15 protein-coding genes are annotated in these 18,159 nt (G+C 69.9%); 7 read left to right on the top strand and 8 right to left on the bottom strand.

The window, feature by feature from the left end; genetic code table 11:
• Nucleotides 1-99 precede the first annotated feature (99 nt).
• Both QSK21_RS33040 and QSK21_RS33035 read right to left on the bottom strand, forming a co-directional pair.
• Nucleotides 100-966 carry an IclR family transcriptional regulator domain-containing protein gene (locus QSK21_RS33040; RefSeq protein ID WP_285701555.1) on the bottom strand — a complete coding sequence of 289 codons (867 nt, stop codon included), beginning with the start codon at nucleotides 964-966 and terminating at the stop codon, nucleotides 100-102.
• Between the two features lie 116 nt (nucleotides 967-1,082).
• Complete coding sequence (locus QSK21_RS33035; protein ID WP_285701554.1) at nucleotides 1,083-1,808, bottom strand: alpha/beta fold hydrolase; 726 nt, start codon at nucleotides 1,806-1,808, stop codon at nucleotides 1,083-1,085.
• A 207-nt stretch (nucleotides 1,809-2,015) separates the two neighbouring features.
• On the opposite strand from QSK21_RS33035, the gene QSK21_RS33030 reads away from it, so the two are divergent.
• From QSK21_RS33030 to QSK21_RS33000, 7 genes are read left to right on the top strand one after another with little or no spacing between them, the layout of a single operon-like run.
• Nucleotides 2,016-3,044 carry an alpha/beta hydrolase gene (locus tag QSK21_RS33030; RefSeq protein WP_285701552.1) on the top strand — a complete coding sequence of 343 codons (1,029 nt, stop codon included), beginning with the start codon at nucleotides 2,016-2,018 and terminating at the stop codon, nucleotides 3,042-3,044.
• The gene (locus tag QSK21_RS33025) at nucleotides 3,041-3,985 is read left to right on the top strand and encodes an ABC transporter permease (protein WP_285701551.1); all 945 of its coding nucleotides are present in this window, start codon (nucleotides 3,041-3,043) and stop codon (nucleotides 3,983-3,985) included. The genes QSK21_RS33030 and QSK21_RS33025 overlap by 4 nt, the downstream gene beginning before the upstream one ends.
• Nucleotides 3,986-3,987: 2 nt before the next feature.
• Nucleotides 3,988-4,902 carry an ABC transporter permease gene (locus QSK21_RS33020; RefSeq protein WP_285701549.1) on the top strand — a complete coding sequence of 305 codons (915 nt, stop codon included), beginning with the start codon at nucleotides 3,988-3,990 and terminating at the stop codon, nucleotides 4,900-4,902.
• Nucleotides 4,899-5,897 carry an ABC transporter ATP-binding protein gene (locus QSK21_RS33015; RefSeq protein ID WP_285701548.1) on the top strand — a complete coding sequence of 333 codons (999 nt, stop codon included), beginning with the start codon at nucleotides 4,899-4,901 and terminating at the stop codon, nucleotides 5,895-5,897. The genes QSK21_RS33020 and QSK21_RS33015 overlap by 4 nt, the downstream gene beginning before the upstream one ends.
• Nucleotides 5,894-6,652: an ATP-binding cassette domain-containing protein gene (locus QSK21_RS33010; protein ID WP_285701547.1), complete on the top strand. Its 759-nt coding sequence runs from the start codon at nucleotides 5,894-5,896 to the stop codon at nucleotides 6,650-6,652. The genes QSK21_RS33015 and QSK21_RS33010 overlap by 4 nt, the downstream gene beginning before the upstream one ends.
• Nucleotides 6,653-6,666: 14 nt before the next feature.
• Nucleotides 6,667-8,253, top strand: coding sequence for an ABC transporter substrate-binding protein (locus tag QSK21_RS33005; RefSeq protein WP_285701546.1), 1,587 nt, complete (start codon nucleotides 6,667-6,669; stop codon nucleotides 8,251-8,253).
• Nucleotides 8,254-8,258: 5 nt separating this feature from the next.
• Nucleotides 8,259-9,266 carry an LLM class F420-dependent oxidoreductase gene (locus tag QSK21_RS33000; protein WP_285701544.1) on the top strand — a complete coding sequence of 336 codons (1,008 nt, stop codon included), beginning with the start codon at nucleotides 8,259-8,261 and terminating at the stop codon, nucleotides 9,264-9,266.
• 855 nt (nucleotides 9,267-10,121) lie between these two features.
• On the opposite strand, the gene cas6e is transcribed toward QSK21_RS33000, so the two are convergent.
• Genes cas6e through cas3 form a run of 6 tightly spaced genes read right to left on the bottom strand, consistent with a single transcriptional unit; the run spans nucleotide 10,122 to nucleotide 17,785 of the window.
• A complete protein-coding gene (gene cas6e, locus QSK21_RS32995; protein ID WP_285701543.1) occupies nucleotides 10,122-10,847 on the bottom strand; it encodes a type I-E CRISPR-associated protein Cas6/Cse3/CasE in 726 nt (241 codons plus the stop codon).
• A gap of 7 nt (nucleotides 10,848-10,854) precedes the next feature.
• Nucleotides 10,855-11,595: a type I-E CRISPR-associated protein Cas5/CasD gene (gene cas5e, locus QSK21_RS32990; RefSeq protein ID WP_285701541.1), complete on the bottom strand. Its 741-nt coding sequence runs from the start codon at nucleotides 11,593-11,595 to the stop codon at nucleotides 10,855-10,857.
• Nucleotides 11,592-12,803: a type I-E CRISPR-associated protein Cas7/Cse4/CasC gene (cas7e, locus tag QSK21_RS32985; RefSeq protein ID WP_285701539.1), complete on the bottom strand. Its 1,212-nt coding sequence runs from the start codon at nucleotides 12,801-12,803 to the stop codon at nucleotides 11,592-11,594. The genes cas5e and cas7e overlap by 4 nt, the downstream gene beginning before the upstream one ends.
• Entirely contained in the window at nucleotides 12,749-13,387 is a 639-nt protein-coding gene (gene casB / locus QSK21_RS32980) for a type I-E CRISPR-associated protein Cse2/CasB (protein ID WP_285701538.1), read from the bottom strand. Before casB ends, cas7e begins: the two co-directional genes overlap by 55 nt.
• Complete coding sequence (gene casA / locus QSK21_RS32975) at nucleotides 13,384-15,084, bottom strand: type I-E CRISPR-associated protein Cse1/CasA (protein ID WP_285701536.1); 1,701 nt, start codon at nucleotides 15,082-15,084, stop codon at nucleotides 13,384-13,386. The genes casB and casA overlap by 4 nt, the downstream gene beginning before the upstream one ends.
• On the bottom strand, nucleotides 15,077-17,785 hold the full coding sequence (gene cas3 / locus QSK21_RS32970) for a CRISPR-associated helicase Cas3' (RefSeq protein WP_285701534.1): 2,709 nt from the start codon (nucleotides 17,783-17,785) through the stop codon (nucleotides 15,077-15,079). Before cas3 ends, casA begins: the two co-directional genes overlap by 8 nt.
• Nucleotides 17,786-18,159 lie beyond the last annotated feature (374 nt).

The raw sequence follows: 18,159 nt of genomic DNA, 5'->3' as shown, positions 1-18,159 counted from the left end.
GCCGGTAGTGGATCTCGATGTCGCCCAGGTCGGCGCGGTGCGAGATGGCGGAGGGGCAGGGAAAGGGTCACGGAGGTTTCCCTTCCGGACCCGTCCCTCCTACCCGATGAGGCCGACCCCCTGGCCGGCGGGTCCGGGACGCAGGTCCGCTTCGATCTGTTCGGCCGCCCGCCGCATGGCGGGCAGGAAGTCGAGCATGGTCTCGGCGGTGCCCCGCCCGGACAGCATCGACACGTTCAGGGCGGCCACGACCTGCCCGGACGCGTCGTGGACGGGCACCGCGACGGACCGCGAGCCGTCGTCGATCTCCTGGTCGACGAGCGCGTGGCCCTCCGCCGCGACCCGCGCGATGATCTCGCGCAGCCGGTCGGGATCGGTCACGGTACGGTCGGTGACCGGCTTGAGGTCGGCCGAGGCGAGGTACTCCTCAAGCCACTCCGGGTCGCGTCCGGCCAGCAGCACCCGGCCCATGGACGTCGGGTAGGCCGGGAACCGGCTGCCGACCATGATCGGGATGGTCATCAGCCGCTTGACCGGCACCCGTGCGACGAAGACGACCTCGTGGCCGTCCAGCACGCCGAGCGAGCTGGTCTCATGGACCTCGGCCACCAGCCGTTCCATGTGGGGGAGCGCGACCTCGGGCAGGCTGAGGCTCGACAGGAAGGCGTAGCCGAGTTCCAGCACGCGCGGGCGCAGCGAGTAGAGCCGTCCGTCGAACGTCACGTAGCCGAGGTCGACCAGGGTCAGCAGGAAGCGGCGGGCCGCGGCCCGGTCCAGCCCGGTGATCTTCGCGACCTCGGCCAGCGTCAGCCGCGGCCTGGTGTGGTCGAACGCCTTGATGACGGCGAGCCCGCGTTCCAGGGACTGGACGAAGTGGGACGGCCGTGCCTCGCGCCGGGAAGCCTCGCGCCGGGATGTCGCGCGCTGCGAGGTCCGCCCTGGTTCGTCCGCGCTGGTACGTGCCACCGTTGCCACGCTCCCTGTCCGCCGAGTGATGAGCTGATGATGGTCCGTCCGGGGGCGGCCCGCCCGTGACACGGCCCCAAGGATACGGTGCCGGGCTGTCCCCCCGGCCGGCCGCCTCACGCATCGCGTTCCGTCCTGCGCGCGGCCTCGGCGAGCAGCGTCGCCAGCTTGTGCGGGCGGGACAGCATGGGGGAGTGGGCGGTGTCCATCTCGGCCCGCCATGTGGCGCGTCGGGCCATGCGCCGCTGCGCCTCGGGCGTCAGGGCCTGGTCGCGGGCGCACACGATGTAGGTGGACGGGATCGCGTGCCAGGCCGCCCGCGTCACCGGGGCGCCGACCGTGCCGACGTGCTCGGGGGTGAGGCGCGCCGCGGCGGCCTTCGCCTCCTCCGCCGGGCAGTCGCCGTAGAACATGTGGTGGGCCGCCGCTTCCGGAACGTGCAGGTAGTCGCCCTCGGCGACCGGCGCGAGCGACGGGTCGGGCGGGACGGGCGCCGGCTGGTTGGCGTCCACGCACGATTCGCCCATCTCCAGCAGGAACGCGCTGAGGTAGATCAGCGTGGTGACGGCGGCGTTCCCGTCCGCGGCCTCGGTGGTCACGGCGCCGCCGTAGGAATGGGCGCACAGGGCGAGGGGGCCGGGCAGGCGGGCCAGCTCCGCCCGCAGGAACTCCACATGGCCGCGCAGGTCGTGGCGGCCGGGCGCGCGGTTCACGCCGGGCAGCCGCACCGCGTGGGTCCGTACGCCGGCGGCGTTCAGCGGGGGGACGACCGGGTCCCAGGCCCACGCGCCGTGCCAGGCCCCATGGACCAGCACCAGGGTGGGCGGTTCGCTGCCGGCCATCGGCCTCTCCTCGCTCGATAGACGCCGTTTCCGGCATATCGGAAGGCTATGAACAGCGACGTTACCATGCCGCACGAAGGTTCATCATGCGCACAAGGGTGGATCCGCTGCCGCTCACCTATTGCGCCCCCGGTCGGGCATGCGTACTATGCGCGCAGTCGTGCGAATACCGCACAAATTTTCATCTCGCGAGGACGGGAGAAGCCCATGGACCTGGACCCGGAGATCGCCGCCAGCGCGCGTCGGTTCCCGACCCTCGATCTCGCCGACCTCGCCGCCGCCCGCACGCGCTTCGCCGCGCTCACCGACCGGGACGGTGCCCCGCAGCCCCCGCCGGACTGGGCGGACGACATCGCCGTCGCCGACCGCACGCTGCCCGGGCCGTCATCCGGCACCCGGGTGCCCGTGCGCGTCTACACCCCGCGACACGACGACGGCCCCAAACCGGCCATCCTCTACTTCCACGGCGGCTCGTTCTCCATCGGCGACCTCGACACCGGGCATCTCGACTGCGGCTCCTGGGCGCGCGACATCGGCGCGGTCGTGGTCAACGTCGACTACCGGCTGGCGCCCGAGGCGCCCTTCCCCGCCGGAGTGGAGGACTGCTATGCCGCCCTGACCTGGGTCGCCGCGCACGCCGCCGAACTCGGCGCCGACCCCGCCCGGATCGCGGTGGCCGGATCCAGCTCGGGCGGCGGGCTGGCCGCCGCCGTGGCGCTCATCGCCCGGGACCGCGGCGGCCCGGCGCTCGCGCTCCAGGTGCTGAACTACCCCGTCCTCGACGACCGGCTGGACACGCCCTCCATGCGCGCGTTCACCGACACCCCGATCTTCTCCGCACGCGACGCGCAGTTCGCCTGGCGGTACTACCTCGGCGAGCGGGCCGGCGACGTCCCCGCCCACGCGGCGCCCGCGCGCGCCGCCGACCTGTCCGGGCTGCCGCCCGCGTTCCTGCTGGGCTGCGAGTTCGACCCGCTGCGGGACGAGGGGCTGCGCTACGCGGCACGGCTGATCGAGGCCGGTGTCCCGGTCGAGCTGCACCAGTATCCGGGCACCGTGCACGGCTTCGACGTGATGCCCGCCCGGATCCCCGCCGAGGCGCGCCGCGTCCGGGTCGCGGCGATCCGGCGGCGCCTGCGCCCACCCGCCCCGGACCTGACCCCGGACCAGAGGCCGGGCGCAATCGTCCCGAACGGGACCGCTCCGGAAGGGATCCGCGCGGCGGAGCGGTCATGAGGAGGTTCCTCGTCCACCGCCTCCTGCTCGCCGTGCCGACGCTGCTCGGCGTGTCCCTCGTCGTCTTCCTGACGACCAAGCTCGTCCCCGGCGATCCGGTGGCGAGCCTGCTCGGGCCGGTGGCCGCGCCCGACGCCCGGCGCGAGCTGACCGAACGGCTCGGGCTCGACCAGCCGCTCCCGATCCAGTTCGGCCGGTGGTCCTGGAACGTCGCGCAGGGGGAGCTCGGCACGTCCATCCAGCAGCAGCGGCCCGTCCTGGAGATCGTGTGGGGCGCCTTCGGCAACACCGCGATCCTCGCGCTCGCCGGGGCGGTGCTGGCGTTCGCCGGGGGCCTGCTGATCGGAGCGGCCGGTGCGTTCAGCACGCGGCGGCTGCAGCGCGGGCTCGCCTCCGGCGCGTCCTTCCTGGCGATGTCGGTGCCCCAGTACTCGGTCGCGCTTGGCCTGGTCGCCCTGCTTGCCGTCCGGTTCCAGGTGCTGCCCGCCGGAGGCATGTACGACCCGATCGACGGCGGCGGCACCGGCGACCTGCTGCGGCACCTGGTGCTGCCGGCCGTGGCGGTGTCGCTGATCCCGATGGGCGTCGTCGGGCGGATGCTGCGGGCCGGCCTGGTGGAGGTCATGGCCGGAGACCAGGTCGAGGCCATGCGGGCGCGCGGGCTGGGCCGTGCGGCGATCGCCCGGCACGCGCTGCACAACGCGCTGCCCTCCCTGCTCACCATCACCGGGCTGCAACTGGCCTACCTCATCGGCGGTGTCGTCTTCGTCGAGACGATCTTCTCCTGGCCCGGTCTCGGCCAGGCGCTGTACAACGCCATCGCCTCCCGCGACCTGCCGCTCATCCAGGGTGGCGTGCTGGTCATCGCCATCGCGTTCGTCCTCATCAACATCGTGGTCGACGGCGTCCACGCGCTCGTCGATCCACGCGTACGGAGATAGCCATGGCTTCTGTGGCCCCCATCTCGGACCTCACATCCGCGGCCGCGGCCGGTGCCGGGCGCGCCGGGCCGCGCCGCCGGCGCCGTCCACGCCGGAGGCGCCGCCCGGGCGCCGCGCTCACCGCGGGAACCGTGCTGGTCTCGTCGCTGATCCTGGCGGCGGTGCTGGTCCCGGTGCTGCCGCTGGCCGACCCGGACGCCGGGTCGCTCTCCGAACGGCTGCTACCGCCCGGCAGCCTCGGGCATCCGCTCGGCACCGACGGCCAGGGCCGTGACCTGCTGAGCCGCCTGCTGTGGGGCGTCCAGCCCTCGCTGGCGGCGGGCCTGGTGCCGGTGCTGGTGGCGGGGACGGCGGGCACGTTCCTCGGCATCGTCGCCGGGCTCGGCGCGCGCTGGCTGGAGAACGTCGTGATGCGCTCGCTCGACGTGCTGTTCGCCTTCCCCGCCGTGCTGCTGGCGATCTCCATAGCCGCGTCCCTGGGCGCGGGCCTGACCAGCCTCGTCATCGCGCTGTCGGTCATCCTCGTCCCGGCCGTCGCCCGGGTCGTGGTCACCGAGGTCGCCAGGCTGCGCGAGCTGGACTTCACCCAGGCCGCGCGGGCCGGTGGCGCCCGGACGGCGACGATCGCGCTGCGGCACGTGCTGCCCAACGTGCTTCCCGTGCTGACCGTCTACTGCTCGGCGCTGGTCGGGTTGTCGATCGTGCTCGGCTCCGGGCTGTCGTTCCTCGGGCTGGGCGTCGCCCCGCCCCGCGCCGAGTGGGGAGCCATGCTGGACGACCTGCGCCAGCACATCTTCACCGCGCCGCTCCTCACGCTGATCCCCGGCGCCGCCATCTTCCTGGCCTCGGTGGCGTTCAACCTGCTCGGCGAAGGGCTGCGCGACCACTTCGACGTGCGATCGAGGTACACCCTATGAGCGCGCTGCTGGAGATCGAAAACCTCACCGTCGACTTCACCGCCGGGGAACGCGTCGCACACGCCGTCCGGGGCGTCGGCTTCGAGGTGGAGGCCGGACGCACCACGGTCGTGCTCGGCGAGTCGGGCAGCGGCAAGTCGGTCACGGCGCGGGCGGTGCTGCGGCTGCTCGGCCCGCGCGCCACGGTCGGCGGCGCGGTCCGTCTCGACGGAGTCTCCCTGCTCGACCTCGACGAGCGGGACATGCGGTCGTTGCGCGGCCGCGACATCGGCCTGGTCCCGCAGGACCCGACCGGCTCGCTCGACCCGCTGCGGCGGGTGGGCTCCCAGGTCGCCGAGGTGCTGCGGGCCCATGGCGTCGCCACGACCCGTGCCGCCCGCCGCGAACGGGCCGGCGAGCTGCTCGCCCAGGCGGGCATCCCCGACCCCGAGAGGGTGGCCCGCGCCTACCCGCACGAGCTGTCCGGGGGCCTGCGGCAGCGGGTCGCCATCGCCGCCGCGATCGCCTGCGGCCCCCGGCTGCTCATCGCCGACGAGCCGACCACGGCGCTGGACATGACCGTCCAGGCCCGGATCCTCGAACTGTTCGGGCGGCTGCGGCGCGAACTGGACATGGCGGTGCTGCTGGTCACCCACGACGTGGGCGTCGCCCGGCTGATGGGCTCCACGGTCGTCGTCATGTACGCGGGCCGGGTCGTCGAGGAAGGTCCGGCCGAACGCGTCCTCACCCGTCCCGCCCACCCGTACACCGCCGCCCTGCTCGGCGCCCAGCCGCGCCCCGGCGTGCCCCGCGGGGAACTGCCCGGGCTTCCCGGGTCGCCACCGTCCGCCACCGCCGTGGACGACGGCGCGTGCGCGCTGGCGCCGCGCTGCCCGCACACCGAGCCGGGGTGTTCGACCCGGCGGCCCGTGCTGGAACCCGTCTCCGGCGGCGGCTCGGCCGCTTGCCCGGTGCCGTGGAACGCGGGGGCGCGTACCGAGGGGAGGCCGGGATGACCGGGCCGCTGCTGACGGCGACGAACCTGTCCAAGACCTTCGGCTCCGGGACGCCCGCGGTCGACGGCGTCAGCCTGGAACTGCACGCGGGCGAGACCCTCGGCGTGGTCGGGGAGTCCGGCAGCGGGAAGTCCACCACGGCCAAGATGATCCTGCGGCTGCTGACGCCCGACACCGGACGGGTCGTCTTCGCCGGCCACGATCTGGCGCGGACCCGGGGCGCGGCCCTGCGGCGGTTGCGGGCCAGGCTGCAGCTCGTCCCGCAGTCACCGCAGACGTCGCTGAACCCCCGCATGACCGTCGGCGACGCCGTCGCGTTCAACCTGCGCGCGCACGGCCGTTCCAGGAGAACGATCCCCGCACGGGTCGCCGACCTGCTCGACCGCGTCGGCGTGCCGTCCTCGGACGCCGGACGCTACCCCCACGAGATGTCCGGCGGCCAGATCCAGCGCGTGGCACTGGCCCGGGCCCTGGCCACCGACCCCGAGGTCATCGTCTGCGACGAGGCCGTCTCCGCGCTGGACAAGAGCGTCCAGGCCCAGGTGCTCAACCTGCTCGCGGGCCTCCAGCGCGACACCGGCGTCGCGTTCCTGTTCATCTCCCACGACCTGGCCGTCGTCGAGCACATCGCCGACCGCGTGATGGTGATGCGGCAGGGCCGGGTGGTCGAAGAGGGACCCGCGGACCGCATCTGGTCCCGGCCCGGCCACCCCTACACGCGCACGCTGCTCGCCTCGATTCCCCCACTTCCCTGACCAGGAGAACGACCATGAGGCTCAACCGACCCCGCACACTGCTGTCCGCCGTCCTGACGGCGGGTCTCACCGCCGCCTGCGGCACCGCCGGCCCGTCCACCGGCTCGGGAGGCACGCTCGTCATCGGCATGACCGCCTCCGACATTCCCGGCACGGACACCGTCATGGCGTTCGCTCATGGTTTCGAGGGCGAACGGTTCGTCAACTTCCAGCTCTACGACGGGCTCACCCGCTACGACCTGAAGCAGTCCACCAGGACGCCCGGGATCGTGCCCGGACTGGCGACCTCCTGGGAGACCAGCCGCGACGGCCGCACCTGGACCTTCCACCTGCGGCGGGGCGTGACCTTCTCCGACGGCACGCCGTTCGACGCCGACTCGGTGATCTTCGCCTACGACCGGCTGCTCAACAAGAAGAGCCCGTACTACTACCCGGAGGCGGCCGGCGCCGCGGCGCTGTGGTCCGGTCAGATCAGGTCGTACCGCAAGATCGACGCGGGGACCGTCGAGATCACCACGAAACAGCCCAGCGGCCACCTGCTCACCGACCTGACCTTCCTCACCATCCCCAGCCCGACCGCGGTCAAGAAGCATGGCAACCAGCGGTTCGCGCAGCACCCGGAGGGGACCGGGCCGTTCCGGTTCGAGTCGCTCAAGCCCGGCCAGCAGCTCACCATGGTGCCCAACAAGAACTACTGGGGCGGCGCGCCCAAGGTCGGCAAGCTCGTGCTGCGCCCGATCCCGGACGCCGCGGCCCGTACCGCCGCGCTCCGCTCCGGCCAGGTCAACTGGATCGAATACCCGAGCCCCGACGACGTCGCACCGCTGAGGTCGTCCGGGTTCCAGTTGCTCAGCAACAACTACGACCACCTGTGGTACTGCACGTTCGACCAGGCCGTGAAGCCGTGGAACGACGTGCGCGTCAGGCGGGCCGCCAACTACGCCATCGACCGGCAGGCCATCGCCCGCGACCTCCTCAAGGGCACCGCGGACCCGGTCCACCAGCACGCGCCGGCATCGACCGACCAGCACGACCCGGCCAACGACGCCTACAAGCATGACCCGGCCAAGGCCAAGGAACTCCTCGCGCAGGCCGGTGTGCCGCAGGGATTCAGCACGACCCTGGCCGTCCCGACCGGGGGCTCCGGCAATCTCATCCCCGTGCCCATCGCCACCGCGCTCCAGGCGCAACTGGCCAAGGTCGGCATCAAGGTGCAGATCAAGAAGGTGGAATGGTCGGCTCTGCTCGCCGACCTGAACGCGGGCAAACCGGTCCAGGGCGCGGACGTCCAGTGCGCCTCGACGGTCACCTTCCAGGCCGAGGCCCTGGTCCGGGCCTACTGGGCGAAGGGCTCGCCCGTATACAAGGGCCACTGGTACTCCGCCCGCGTCGACTCCCTGTCCGAGGAGGCCGAGCGGACCCTCGACCCGGTCAAGCGCGTCTCCCTCTACCGTCAGGCCGAGCGGATCGTCAGCGACGAGGCACCCTACCTGTTCGTGGTGAGCGACCGGAACCCGCGCGCTCTCGCCGCCGACGTCCAGGGCCTCGTCCAGCCGAAGTCCTGGTTCGTCGACCTGACGACCGTCCGCGTCGGGAAGTAGGGGAGATGACGGCGATCAGGTGGGCGGTGAACCTGCCCCTGCCCGGACGGGCGCTGCGCGACCACCGCGAGGTGATCGAAGCGCTGCCCGGCCTCGGCTACGCCGACGTGTGGACGGGCGAGGGCGGCGGCATCGACGCCTTCACGCCGCTGGCCGCCGCGGCGGCGTGGCGGCCCGACCTGGGCGTCGGCACGGGCGTCGTCCCGGTGTCCACCCGGGGCCCGGCGGTGCTCGCGCAGACCGCGGCGGCCCTCTCCGAACTGGCCGCGGAACGGGTCATGCTGGGCCTCGGCACATCGGTGCCGGCCCATGTGACGGCCCTGAACGGCATCCCGTTCGCCAAGCCCGTCGCCCGGCTCCGGGACACGGTGCGGTTCCTCAAGACCGCGCTGCGCGGCGACCCCGTCGACGAGGAGTACGAGACGTTCACCGTCCGCGGCTACCGCCCGCCACCGCTCGCCGCCGTCCCACCCAAGATCATCGTTGGGGCGCTCCGGCCGCGCATGGTCCGGCTGGGACTCACCGAGGGCGACGGCGTCATCACCAACGTCCTGGCCGCCGGCGACCTGGAACGGGTCCTCGCCGAGGCCGGTCCCCTCCCGCTGGACAAGGAGTTCGTCGTCAAACTGTTCGTCTGCCCGACCGAGGACACCGCTCACGCTCGCCGCACCGGACGGGCCTTTCTCGGCTGGATCCTCAACCAGGCCCCCTACCGGGCGTTCCACGACTGGCTCGGCCACGGAGACAGGCTCACCGAGTCCCGCACCCTGTACGACTCCGGCCACGGCGCGGCAGCGGGGCTCGCCCTGCCCGACGACATCGTCGACGCACTGTGGATTCACGGCTCCCTGGACGAATGCCGCCAGCGGATCGCCCGCTTCGCCCAACCCGGGGTGACGTCCATCCTCCTCTTCGTCGCCCCCACTCCCGAACTACTCAAAAGCCACCACACGCTGCCAAACCTCCTGGCCCACCTACACCCATCCCCTCAAACCAACAACCCAACTCGGTAAGCCGTTTCCCACTGCCTTGCCGGGCACCGGTCGTCCTCTGTCGCGCACCGACACCACGTTCGCTCGCGGCATGGACCGATGGGGTTGGCGCGTTCGGCACCGAAGGGTCCGAAGCGGCGCAGGTTCCAGTCGTTTCGGTCGGCGGCGTAACCGACGCCCGTGGCGCCACACTCACCCGCAGCTATGGCAAAGCCATCCGCTACTACAGCCACGGCGAAGACACCGTCGCCTACCGCACCTGCTCGTCGACATCCACTTGAGTTTTCGAGCGCGCGGCGGCGGATCTCTATGGGTCGTGGAGTCGCGGTATCCGAGTCCGCGCCGGAGGCAACCATTCCCGAGTTGCGCACCGCGCTCGCCGACTCCGAGCGATTCATACCGCCTGCCGACGGGGGCCGCGTGCGGCTTAGCGGCTTGGCTGCCTTACCCGGCGGCCCCCGCGTGTGTGCGGGGCCAAAGCCTGACTGATCCGGGGTCGGTCGTCCTTCCAGCAAGGTGGGGGGCGATTTCGTCACGCTGATCGACACCGCCTTCTGGCTCGGTTACGTGGACCTGGATGGATGGAATGGTGCTGCGGCGCAGGCCGGGATTCGGCGCTCATCGCCAGGCCACTATCTAGGGGCTCTATCCGGGGGATCTTGGGGCTTATCGTGTCGCGGGAGGCGGCGCGGTGGCTCAGCGCATCGGTGTGGGCTGCTTGCTTCGCTCAGTGCCTTGAGTGATCCGGAGTATGCATCTCTTCCCAGTAATCAGGTGTTGTTCGTTGGCCGTGTCGGTTCCCGCTGGGCACTGCGGTCGTGCCGGAGGTCGCTTCGTCAGCGATGGTCCCGGCGTCCTGGCTCATGGGTGAAGCGGTTAGAGGTGATGGTCTTGGTTTCGCTCCTCGGGCCTTGTGGGGGATTCGTTGGGGCGGGCGAGGGTGAGGAGGCCGCAGCCGTAGGCGCGGGCGCGTCCAATGCCGTAGATGAGGGTCGCCCGTAGGGCGACTTCATCCGTTACCTCGAGAAGACCTTGGAACGTGACTCGGTTCAGGGTCACGGTCCCTCCTGCTTTCCTTGTGAACCTGATCCGGTGGCGGTCCACCAAGCGGAGGTTGTGGGCCTGCTCGGTGGGGAGAGGATGCGGGGTGGCGGCGGGTAGGACTTCGAAGCCCCTCTTAGCGGATTGTTCTAGGAGCCAGGCGGTTTGTTGCTCGGCTGTGACGTGGGGGCGGCGGAGTCCGCGTTGGCCGTGTCGGGCTACGACGTAGGTGGGATTGGCGGTGAGCCGGAAGGCGTAGCGTTGGCCGGCTTTGAGTCGTTGCAGGAGGGGCTCGTAGGACTTCGTGGCCCAGGAGGGAACGTCGGAGTGGGGCCATCCTGCTTGTTCGACCAGGTGGGTGAGGTCGGGGCGGTGGGGCGAGACGATGTAAAGGGAGACCTTGTGGCTGTTCTCGGCGTCCACGCGCCAGAGGACGCGGTCGTTGGGGGCCAGAAGGGGCGGGAAGCCTGCCATCACGGCCGCGTGCATTCGTTGAGGGCTGCCCAGCAGGTGGATGGCACCTGCCCGGCGTGGGTTGAGGAAAGCGCGCGTCAGGTACATGGAGGGCTCATCCCAGCAAGTCCATTGGGTCGTGAGAGGGGTTGGTGGGGTGGGCGGGTATGCGGACTGATTCGTGCCTGACTCTGCGACTACCGAAGCGGCGCTGGTATGGGGGCGAGTGCAGTGGTACGTCGGTCAGGTGGTGGTCGCCGTTGCGGTCATCGATGATGATCTCGCAGGTGACGTGGTCGTCGGTGCGGTGGCGGCGGCGTTCGGCTGGGCCGGCCTGCCACTCGACGCCTTCGAGGGCCGCTTTGACGGTTGGGTAGCGGTCGGTGTTGGCGAGCAGGATCGGACGGGATGGTGGGCAGGAGCGCCTGCCTAGGTAGGGAGGGTGGCGCGGTGCCTGGAGCGCTTCGGCCAGTGGGTCGGTGAGCGGACCTTGTAGCGCAGCGACGAAGACGGCGTCCGTGAGGTAGTGGCGGCGGGTGACCTTCGTTGATTCGTGGGGTCGGAGGGTGGAGCCTGCAGCGGTAGGCAGGCGTTGCAGTGCCGGATCGGCGCTGTGGGAGGCGGCGGTGACGATGTGGTAGTCGACCAGGAGTTCTCCCGGTTGGTCGACGCGGACCCCGAAGTCGTGTGCTGCCAGGTCCGACAGGTCGGCTCCGCGGGGACGGCCCAGGGCCGATGCGAGCAGTCCGATCACTGCCGACTTGGTGGGGGCCGTGCGGGTGCTGCGGGTGTTGTGCCGGCTGGCGATGCCCCAGGACTGTAGGGGGCCGGCGAGGCATAGGATCAGCACGCTCATGCGGTGAGCCGTTCGTTCAATGCGGCGCGGACGGTGTCCAGAGCGGTCTTGAGGGGTTGGGCGGGGGGCAGTTCGATGTGCTTGTCGTCGCGGACACGTTCCGCGAGCCAGGCGGGGTAGGCCAGGACGTTGATGATGGGGCTGGTGCCGTACATCTGATCCTGCTGGCTGTGGTAGGTGACCAGCTGTGCGACGGACGCGGGCGTGATGCCGCCCTCGGGGGCGCGCACGGGTTCCTCGAACGCGCCGACGAGGCTGACCGGCCGGTCGGAGCGAACGCTGAGCATGATCAGGTCGGGGCGGGTGTGGGCGGCGAAGGTGTTCTGTTTGCCGGTGGGCATGGCGGTGGCGAAGGTCTCGGCGAATGCCAGGGCCAGGTCCAGGGCCCGGTCGGCCTCGCCGTCGAGGTTGGCGATGAGGTCGCGCATCGACACGGTCGCGAACCGATACAGGGTGGCGGAGTTGAACTCCACGGTGCCGATCATCCCGGCGCCGGTTTCGTCTTGGCGGCGGGACTCGTCGTCGACGGCGGTGAAGTAGTCGAACTGGTCGCCGACGACCTTGTGGGTGGAGATGGCGTGGGCGACCTGGCAGGCGGCATCGACGTTCAGCTCGGGCGCGTCGGCGATCATCCTGCCGAACAGGGCGACGGCTCCGGCATGCCCTTTGACACCGAACTCGTGGAGATCGAGGCCGGTGATGCGCTCGCGGATCAGGTCCGGGTCATGGGCGACTTCTTCAAGGTTGGCCGACACCAGCGCTTCCGCGACGCGTTCGACCTGGTCGTGACCGAGGAAGAGCAGGTATTCAGTGGTCGTTTTGTTCTTGGCGAGTTTCACTTTCTTGAACAGTGCGCGTGTGGCCGCCTCGCCGATGGTGTCGGACACCGCGCCCAGCGCAGGGCGGCGTGCGGTGACGGCGTCGCCGATGACGCGGGGGAGCTGCCGGGTGCGCAGACCACCGTCTTTGGCCAGATCGGGGTCGTTGAGGAAGGCATCGCGGACGGCGCGTTTCCATGCCTGGGACGACACACGTGCCCGCAGCACACCCCCATAGGTCGCCGTTTTCGGGCTTCCGGACTCGTCCCGGTTCAGGTTGGAGGGCGGTGCGGACTGCACGATGTGGATGTCGAGAAAGGTCATCGCGAAAGCCTCTAACTGTCGGATTGAAGGGTGTCGTCCTGGTCGTCTTCGGTACGGGGCTGCCACCGGTAGTCCAGACCCCATCGACGGCGGATACGTGCGCGGCGTTCTGGATCGGGCCAGGCTTCCAGGTCGGCGGCGAGTGCGAGGTAGTCCATCGCGATGGCATGCTGACGGAGTTGGGGAACCAGAACGCGCAGGTGACCGACAACCTCTTCGAGACTGTCGGCGGTCGTCGCCGCCAGGAACCGGCGGTCCACCCCTTCGGGAGAGGTGTTCTTGAGCGCTTGATGGAGGCGTGCGGCGGCCCTCCCCACACTGGTCCCGGGCCTGCTGCCGGAGCGCTGGTGCATCCGGGTGTTTTGTGACTGCTGGTGGAAGGCGTACAGCGCCAGGGTGTAGTGGGTGGCGGCTTCCACGCGGGCCTGGGCCCGCGGTCCGTACTGGGCGGGGACCGCCAGGCTGACCGGAGCGATGTATTGGAACATGGCCGGCACGTCCATCGGCTTCTTGCTCAGTCCCCGCCGGCAGGCGGCCAGCCCGGCCCGGTCGAAATCGACCTCTCCATTGCGCCGGACGACGAAGGCGTCGAGGACGGCCGCCAGTTCCCTCTGCCAGCCGCGAGGTGTGTCCGTGGTGGAAGCAGTCAATGGTCAGCCTCCTTGGGCGGTTGCGGAAGGTCGGCGTCCAATGCGTTGCGGAAACAGCGTTCGGCCAGGGCCGAGTCGAGCCATTCGGTGCGGTCGCGCCCCGAGTGGACCGGCCGCCCTCGGATCGCCGCCGGAGGCACTCGCAGCAGCAGTTCGTCGGCGATCTGGTAGGTCCGGGTCCGCACGGTGGAGCGCCATTGGTCGAGGGCTTGCCGGGGCGATGCATCACCACCGAGGGCGGCGATCCAGCGGCGGAACCGCTGGTCGAGCGTCGCGTACAACCTCATGCGGGCGTTGTCCCGGCGGCCGTTGAGCACGCGGTCGTCCTTGCAGCCCGCGGCCTTGGCGAGATCGACCGCCAGCTGGCCCAAGTCGCGTGCGGCGTTCTCGGCGTCACGCACCGCGTTCAGCGCTGCTGTCTCCCAAAAGTGGTCGGTCAAGCGCAGGACCGCGACGGGAAGCGGCAGGTCGTCGACGTAGGTTTCCTCGATGGTCGCGTTCTTATTGCCGTAGGTCATGCCGATCGCACGCAAGAGCAGCAGCTCTTGCGCGAGAGGTCCGCCCGCCAGTTCGCGTAGCTGTGCCAGGATGCCGGGCGGCGTATAGTGCTGCGGGGGGGTGGTGTCGGTCACCGCCTGGTGGGCGAGGATGGCGCCCAGCCCGCGCCACAACTGCCGCCCCGGTTGATGAACGATCGGCATGTAGACCGTCCGTCCGAGCTTCTTCTCCAGCGTGGTGCTGCGCCGCCATGCGGTGTGCGGCTCGACCGGCTGCCTAACTTGCCACAGATCCGGTATGCGCAGCCGGTCGCCCGCGCACAGCACCACCCGCCGGACCCGCGGTCCTTCGGGGGTGGTCTCGGCGACCAGCCGGATGCGGCGCCCGAGCCAGGTGTACAGGTCCAGCAGCCCGGCCGGTGTGCGTTCCCGCCAGGTCGCATCCACGCAAGGACGTTCCCACGACGGCAGATCACCCGAGCCGCTGATGTCGGCATTCAAGATTTTCAGGTTGTACATCAGGGTGTGCCAGAGCGTTGGCCCGGTCGGTATGAGCACACCGAGCTGGCCGAGCGGACCGGTCGGATTCCCGGTTGTCTTGCCCGCATTGGCCTTCGGGTCGCCGACTGCGGCTGTCTTGATGGCCGCGGTATCCCAGGCGTGTGCGTGAAGCAGCCAGCGTGCCGCCTCGGCAGGGGTCAGTGATGGCGGCTCATGGTCGCGGACCGCGGAAAACAGCGGAGCGTTGTTGCCCGCGGCCATGAACGGGATGGTCAACGCGATCGTCTTGGTCTCGTCACGGCTGCTGCGCAACCCGGCGACCTGCCCGAACGGCGTTCGCGGGTGAAAGAGGTCGAACCGGTGCCGTACTTCATCGAGGTAGCGGCTGATCCGATCTGCGGGCAGCCGCCGCTGTCCCCACAGCGACGTCCACTCCTCTTTTGATCGGGGACCGGGATGGGGTCCTTGTCCCACGGCGCGGTGGACCACCGCCAGCAACATGCGCAGGATCGGCGGATATTGGGTGGCCGCATCAGGCACCAGGTCTTGGACGTGGTGGGCTCGCAGGAGGAGTTGCCGCATGGACAGCGAAGTCGCGGTGCCGTCGACGAGCAGGCACGGCAGCCATGGATCATCGATCAGATCGAACGTCGACGCCGAACTCGGCTGCGGATGCGTGCCAGGCGAGGTCTTAGGCACGGGTGACCTCCAAACCGGTGTCGGGGGTGTAGCTGACCTGACGGTCACCCATGCGCAGGTGGCCTTCGGCTGGCAGCAACAGCACCCGCGTCCGCGCCAGCCAGGGGGTATTGGACCAGGCCGCGGGCGTGAAACCCTGCTCAAGGGCCGCGTCGGTCAGCTGCTGCGGCAGGCGGATGGCCTGGTCCAGGATCAGATCGATCTGGTCGGAAGAGGGGCGCCGCCGCAGAGGGATGAGCCCACGGCTGCCCCCGGAGACCGGAATCGCCTGCTCCGGTTTCTCGGGGGTGCCGCCGCCGGACTCGGACGCCTGCAGCAGGATGACCTCGATGGTGCGTGCTCCCAGGCGCACCGTGGCCTGAACCTCGGGATCGTCCTCGTCCCGGGCCTCCCCGATACTGCCGATGCCGGTCAGGGCGTCACAGTCGGGCGGCGGCAGAATGATCTGGCGTGCCGCCAGCCGCATGGATTCCAACCTGTCCTGATGGTCCTCGGCGGCACGGCGCAAGTCACGCTGCCAGGAGGCCGGACCGATCGGCTCGTCTCCGTACACCTGCTCGATCAGGATGGGGATGTCCTCGGGAATGTCGACCCGGTCGCGGCCCCGCAGCGCCGCCGCCGTACGCCACAGCAGATGCTCGCCGTACACCAGCGCGCTGCCGAACGGCAACCGCGGCGGCCCGTCCGGCACCCGCGCGCAGCCCGCCACCAGCAGCCGCGGTTGCCGGAGCGGCCCAGGCCGGTCGCTCCTGGAGTGACGATGCACTCGTCCAGCCCGCTGCAGCAGCAGATCCACCGGCGCCAGATCACTGATACCGACATCGAAGTCGACATCCAAGGACTGCTCCGCTACCTGGGTGGCCACCACCACGCGAGCACCGGAATGAGGCTTCCGTCGCGGGCCGAAGTCGTTGATCAGAGCTTCGTCGCGAGCCCGGCGGTCCGCCACCGTGAATCGGGAATGCACCAGCCGGACCGATCCCGAACCGAACTTATGCTGCAAGGCTCGCCAGGTCCGCTGTGCCCTGCCGACGGTGTTGCGGATGATCAGAGCGCTACCGCCGGCTGCCAGCAACTCGGTGACCGTGTTGACGACTGTGTCAGGGTCCTCGCCCCACTCATCGAGCACGTCCAACCGCGCGCTAGCCCTGCCCGGCGCTCGCGTCGGTACGGTCCGTGGCCGGGACTCGCCATGTCCTATCCGGCTGATCTGCGGATAGGACACCTTTCCCGCTGGCTCGACGGCTCGCCCGGCGTAGGCGGCCAGCAGTTCCCCCCGCGCCCGTTGCGGCAGGGTCGCCGACAGCAACACCACCGGAACCTGCAACGCGCCGAGCCACGACAGCACACGCCGCAAAATGACCGACATGTAGGCGTCGTAGGCATGAACCTCATCGATGACCACGACCTTGCCGAGCAATCCGAGCAGCCGCAAAGCCACGTGTCGTGCCGCCACCCCTGCCAACAGCACCTGGTCGACCGTGCCCACCACCACCGGGGCCAGCAGCCGCTTCTTGCCGCCCGACAGCCACTGTGAGGCGCTGATCCCGCCATCGCACTCGTCGACTCCGATGCCATTCAGCAGCAGTCGCCGGTACTCCTCCTTCCGGTCCGCCTTACCGTGCGCAAGGACGACCGTGGTTTGACCGTCCTGTTGGGTCAGCCAGTCCGTCACCCGGTCGAACATCTGGTTGGACGTCGCCTGTGTCGGCAGGCCCACGAAGATCCCGCTCGCCTTCGCCCGGACCGCCAGAACTTCGGCCGCAGCCAGAGCCGCCTCCGTCTTACCGGCTCCCATCGGCGCCTCAATGATCATCAGCTCGGCGCCTGTCGTCTGCTGGGCTTCCTGTAGCGTCTTGACCTGGACGTCTCGCGGTTCGGTGATCCCAGGCCAGCGATTGGGGAAGAAAGCCAGCGGTTCGGCTGAAGCCAGATTCAGATCGGGATGCCACACATCCCGGAGCCCCATCACATCGTTGATCTGTGCCGCTCTCGCAAGGGATTGCTGCGGGTAATCATCGGAGAACGGTGCCTGATAGCTGTACAACGCCTCGTTGCTGGCCAACCAGTCCGCCAGGATGACGATGCCCGCGACGCCCATCTGTAGTGGCAGTGGAGGACGCAGCCGCCTCCAGGATTCCGGCTCGACCTGCAGATGGTCGGAAACCGCCTGGAACAGCTCCCGCCGGATCGTTACCCACCCTGGGTGCTCATAGGCCAACGCCCGCTGAGCGACCTCCCGCCACAGGGAGTCAGGAAAGATGCCATGGTGACCAGCGAGCACGAGCGCTGGCCAGTCCGCATCCTCCCAGCCCGCCGTGTCCAGCAACTGCCGCAGCGCAAAGGCCGACACCAGAGAGTGCGGGGTCCGCGTCCGCTCAGAGAACGGCAACCCCGCCCGACGTCCGAGCCGAGCGTGCCAGGCGCTCTTGGATTGGAAGTCCGACGCCTTCCCGAGATCATGAAGCGCGGCCAGCCAGCAAACCAGACGCTCGGCCTCGGCCTCTCCGCCCGGCACCACGTCACAGAGCTGCGACTTCAGCGGCTGCGGTACGAAGTCCCGCCACAGGGACCGGGCCACGTTGCCAGTGTCGACAAGGTGAGACACGAGCGGGTGCCAGGCAAGAGCCGGAACGGACTTCTTCTTGCTCGCTCGCCCCGTCTTGCCCCACACGGCACACGCTGCATCCGACAGCTTCATGAACACCCCCTCATGTGACCGCCTCCGTTGTACGGCCGGCCACCGACAGATTTCAGTCGCACCCCTCCGGGTGGCCATTCCTGGACGGTGACCAAGATCCGCATTTGGCCGCCCTCAATCCCCGCGAGCGCGAGGCAAGTACCCGCCGAAATGCTTAATAACGGACAATCTCCGCATAGCAGAGCATCGCGGGCTAGGTGATGGTCAGCGCCGCTGACGGAGATGGCACCGCCAGCTCTCAAGTTATTAAGCATATTGGCTGGGTGTCCAGCAACATCCACCAATGCCAGAATCGTCGATCGCCTGACGAGTGGTTCTCGAGTGCTGTAAACCTCGCTGTGCACGGGTCGCCGCAGCGACTCGGCTAGTGAAGG

Source organism: Actinomadura sp. NBRC 104412, from assembly GCF_030269515.1.
GTDB lineage: Bacteria > Actinomycetota > Actinomycetes > Streptosporangiales > Streptosporangiaceae > Spirillospora.
The sequence above is the reverse complement of the archived record's forward strand: the minus strand, read 5'-3'. Positions and strand labels throughout refer to the sequence as shown.

Excerpts from the sequence above, each read along its gene's own strand:
- QSK21_RS33035 (WP_285701554.1), bottom strand. The coding sequence starts at position 1,808 with ATGGCCGGCAGCGAACCGCCCACCCTGGTGCTGGTCCATGGGGCCTGG.
- QSK21_RS33030 (WP_285701552.1), top strand. The coding sequence starts at position 2,016 with ATGGACCTGGACCCGGAGATCGCCGCCAGCGCGCGTCGGTTCCCGACC.
- QSK21_RS33025 (WP_285701551.1), top strand. The coding sequence starts at position 3,041 with ATGAGGAGGTTCCTCGTCCACCGCCTCCTGCTCGCCGTGCCGACGCTG.
- QSK21_RS33020 (WP_285701549.1), top strand. The coding sequence starts at position 3,988 with ATGGCTTCTGTGGCCCCCATCTCGGACCTCACATCCGCGGCCGCGGCC.
- QSK21_RS33015 (WP_285701548.1), top strand. The coding sequence starts at position 4,899 with ATGAGCGCGCTGCTGGAGATCGAAAACCTCACCGTCGACTTCACCGCC.
- QSK21_RS33010 (WP_285701547.1), top strand. The coding sequence starts at position 5,894 with ATGACCGGGCCGCTGCTGACGGCGACGAACCTGTCCAAGACCTTCGGC.
- QSK21_RS33005 (WP_285701546.1), top strand. The coding sequence starts at position 6,667 with ATGAGGCTCAACCGACCCCGCACACTGCTGTCCGCCGTCCTGACGGCG.
- QSK21_RS33000 (WP_285701544.1), top strand. The coding sequence starts at position 8,259 with ATGACGGCGATCAGGTGGGCGGTGAACCTGCCCCTGCCCGGACGGGCG.
- cas6e (WP_285701543.1), bottom strand. The coding sequence starts at position 10,847 with ATGTACCTGACGCGCGCTTTCCTCAACCCACGCCGGGCAGGTGCCATC.
- cas5e (WP_285701541.1), bottom strand. The coding sequence starts at position 11,595 with ATGAGCGTGCTGATCCTATGCCTCGCCGGCCCCCTACAGTCCTGGGGC.
- cas3 (WP_285701534.1), bottom strand. The coding sequence starts at position 17,785 with ATGAAGCTGTCGGATGCAGCGTGTGCCGTGTGGGGCAAGACGGGGCGA.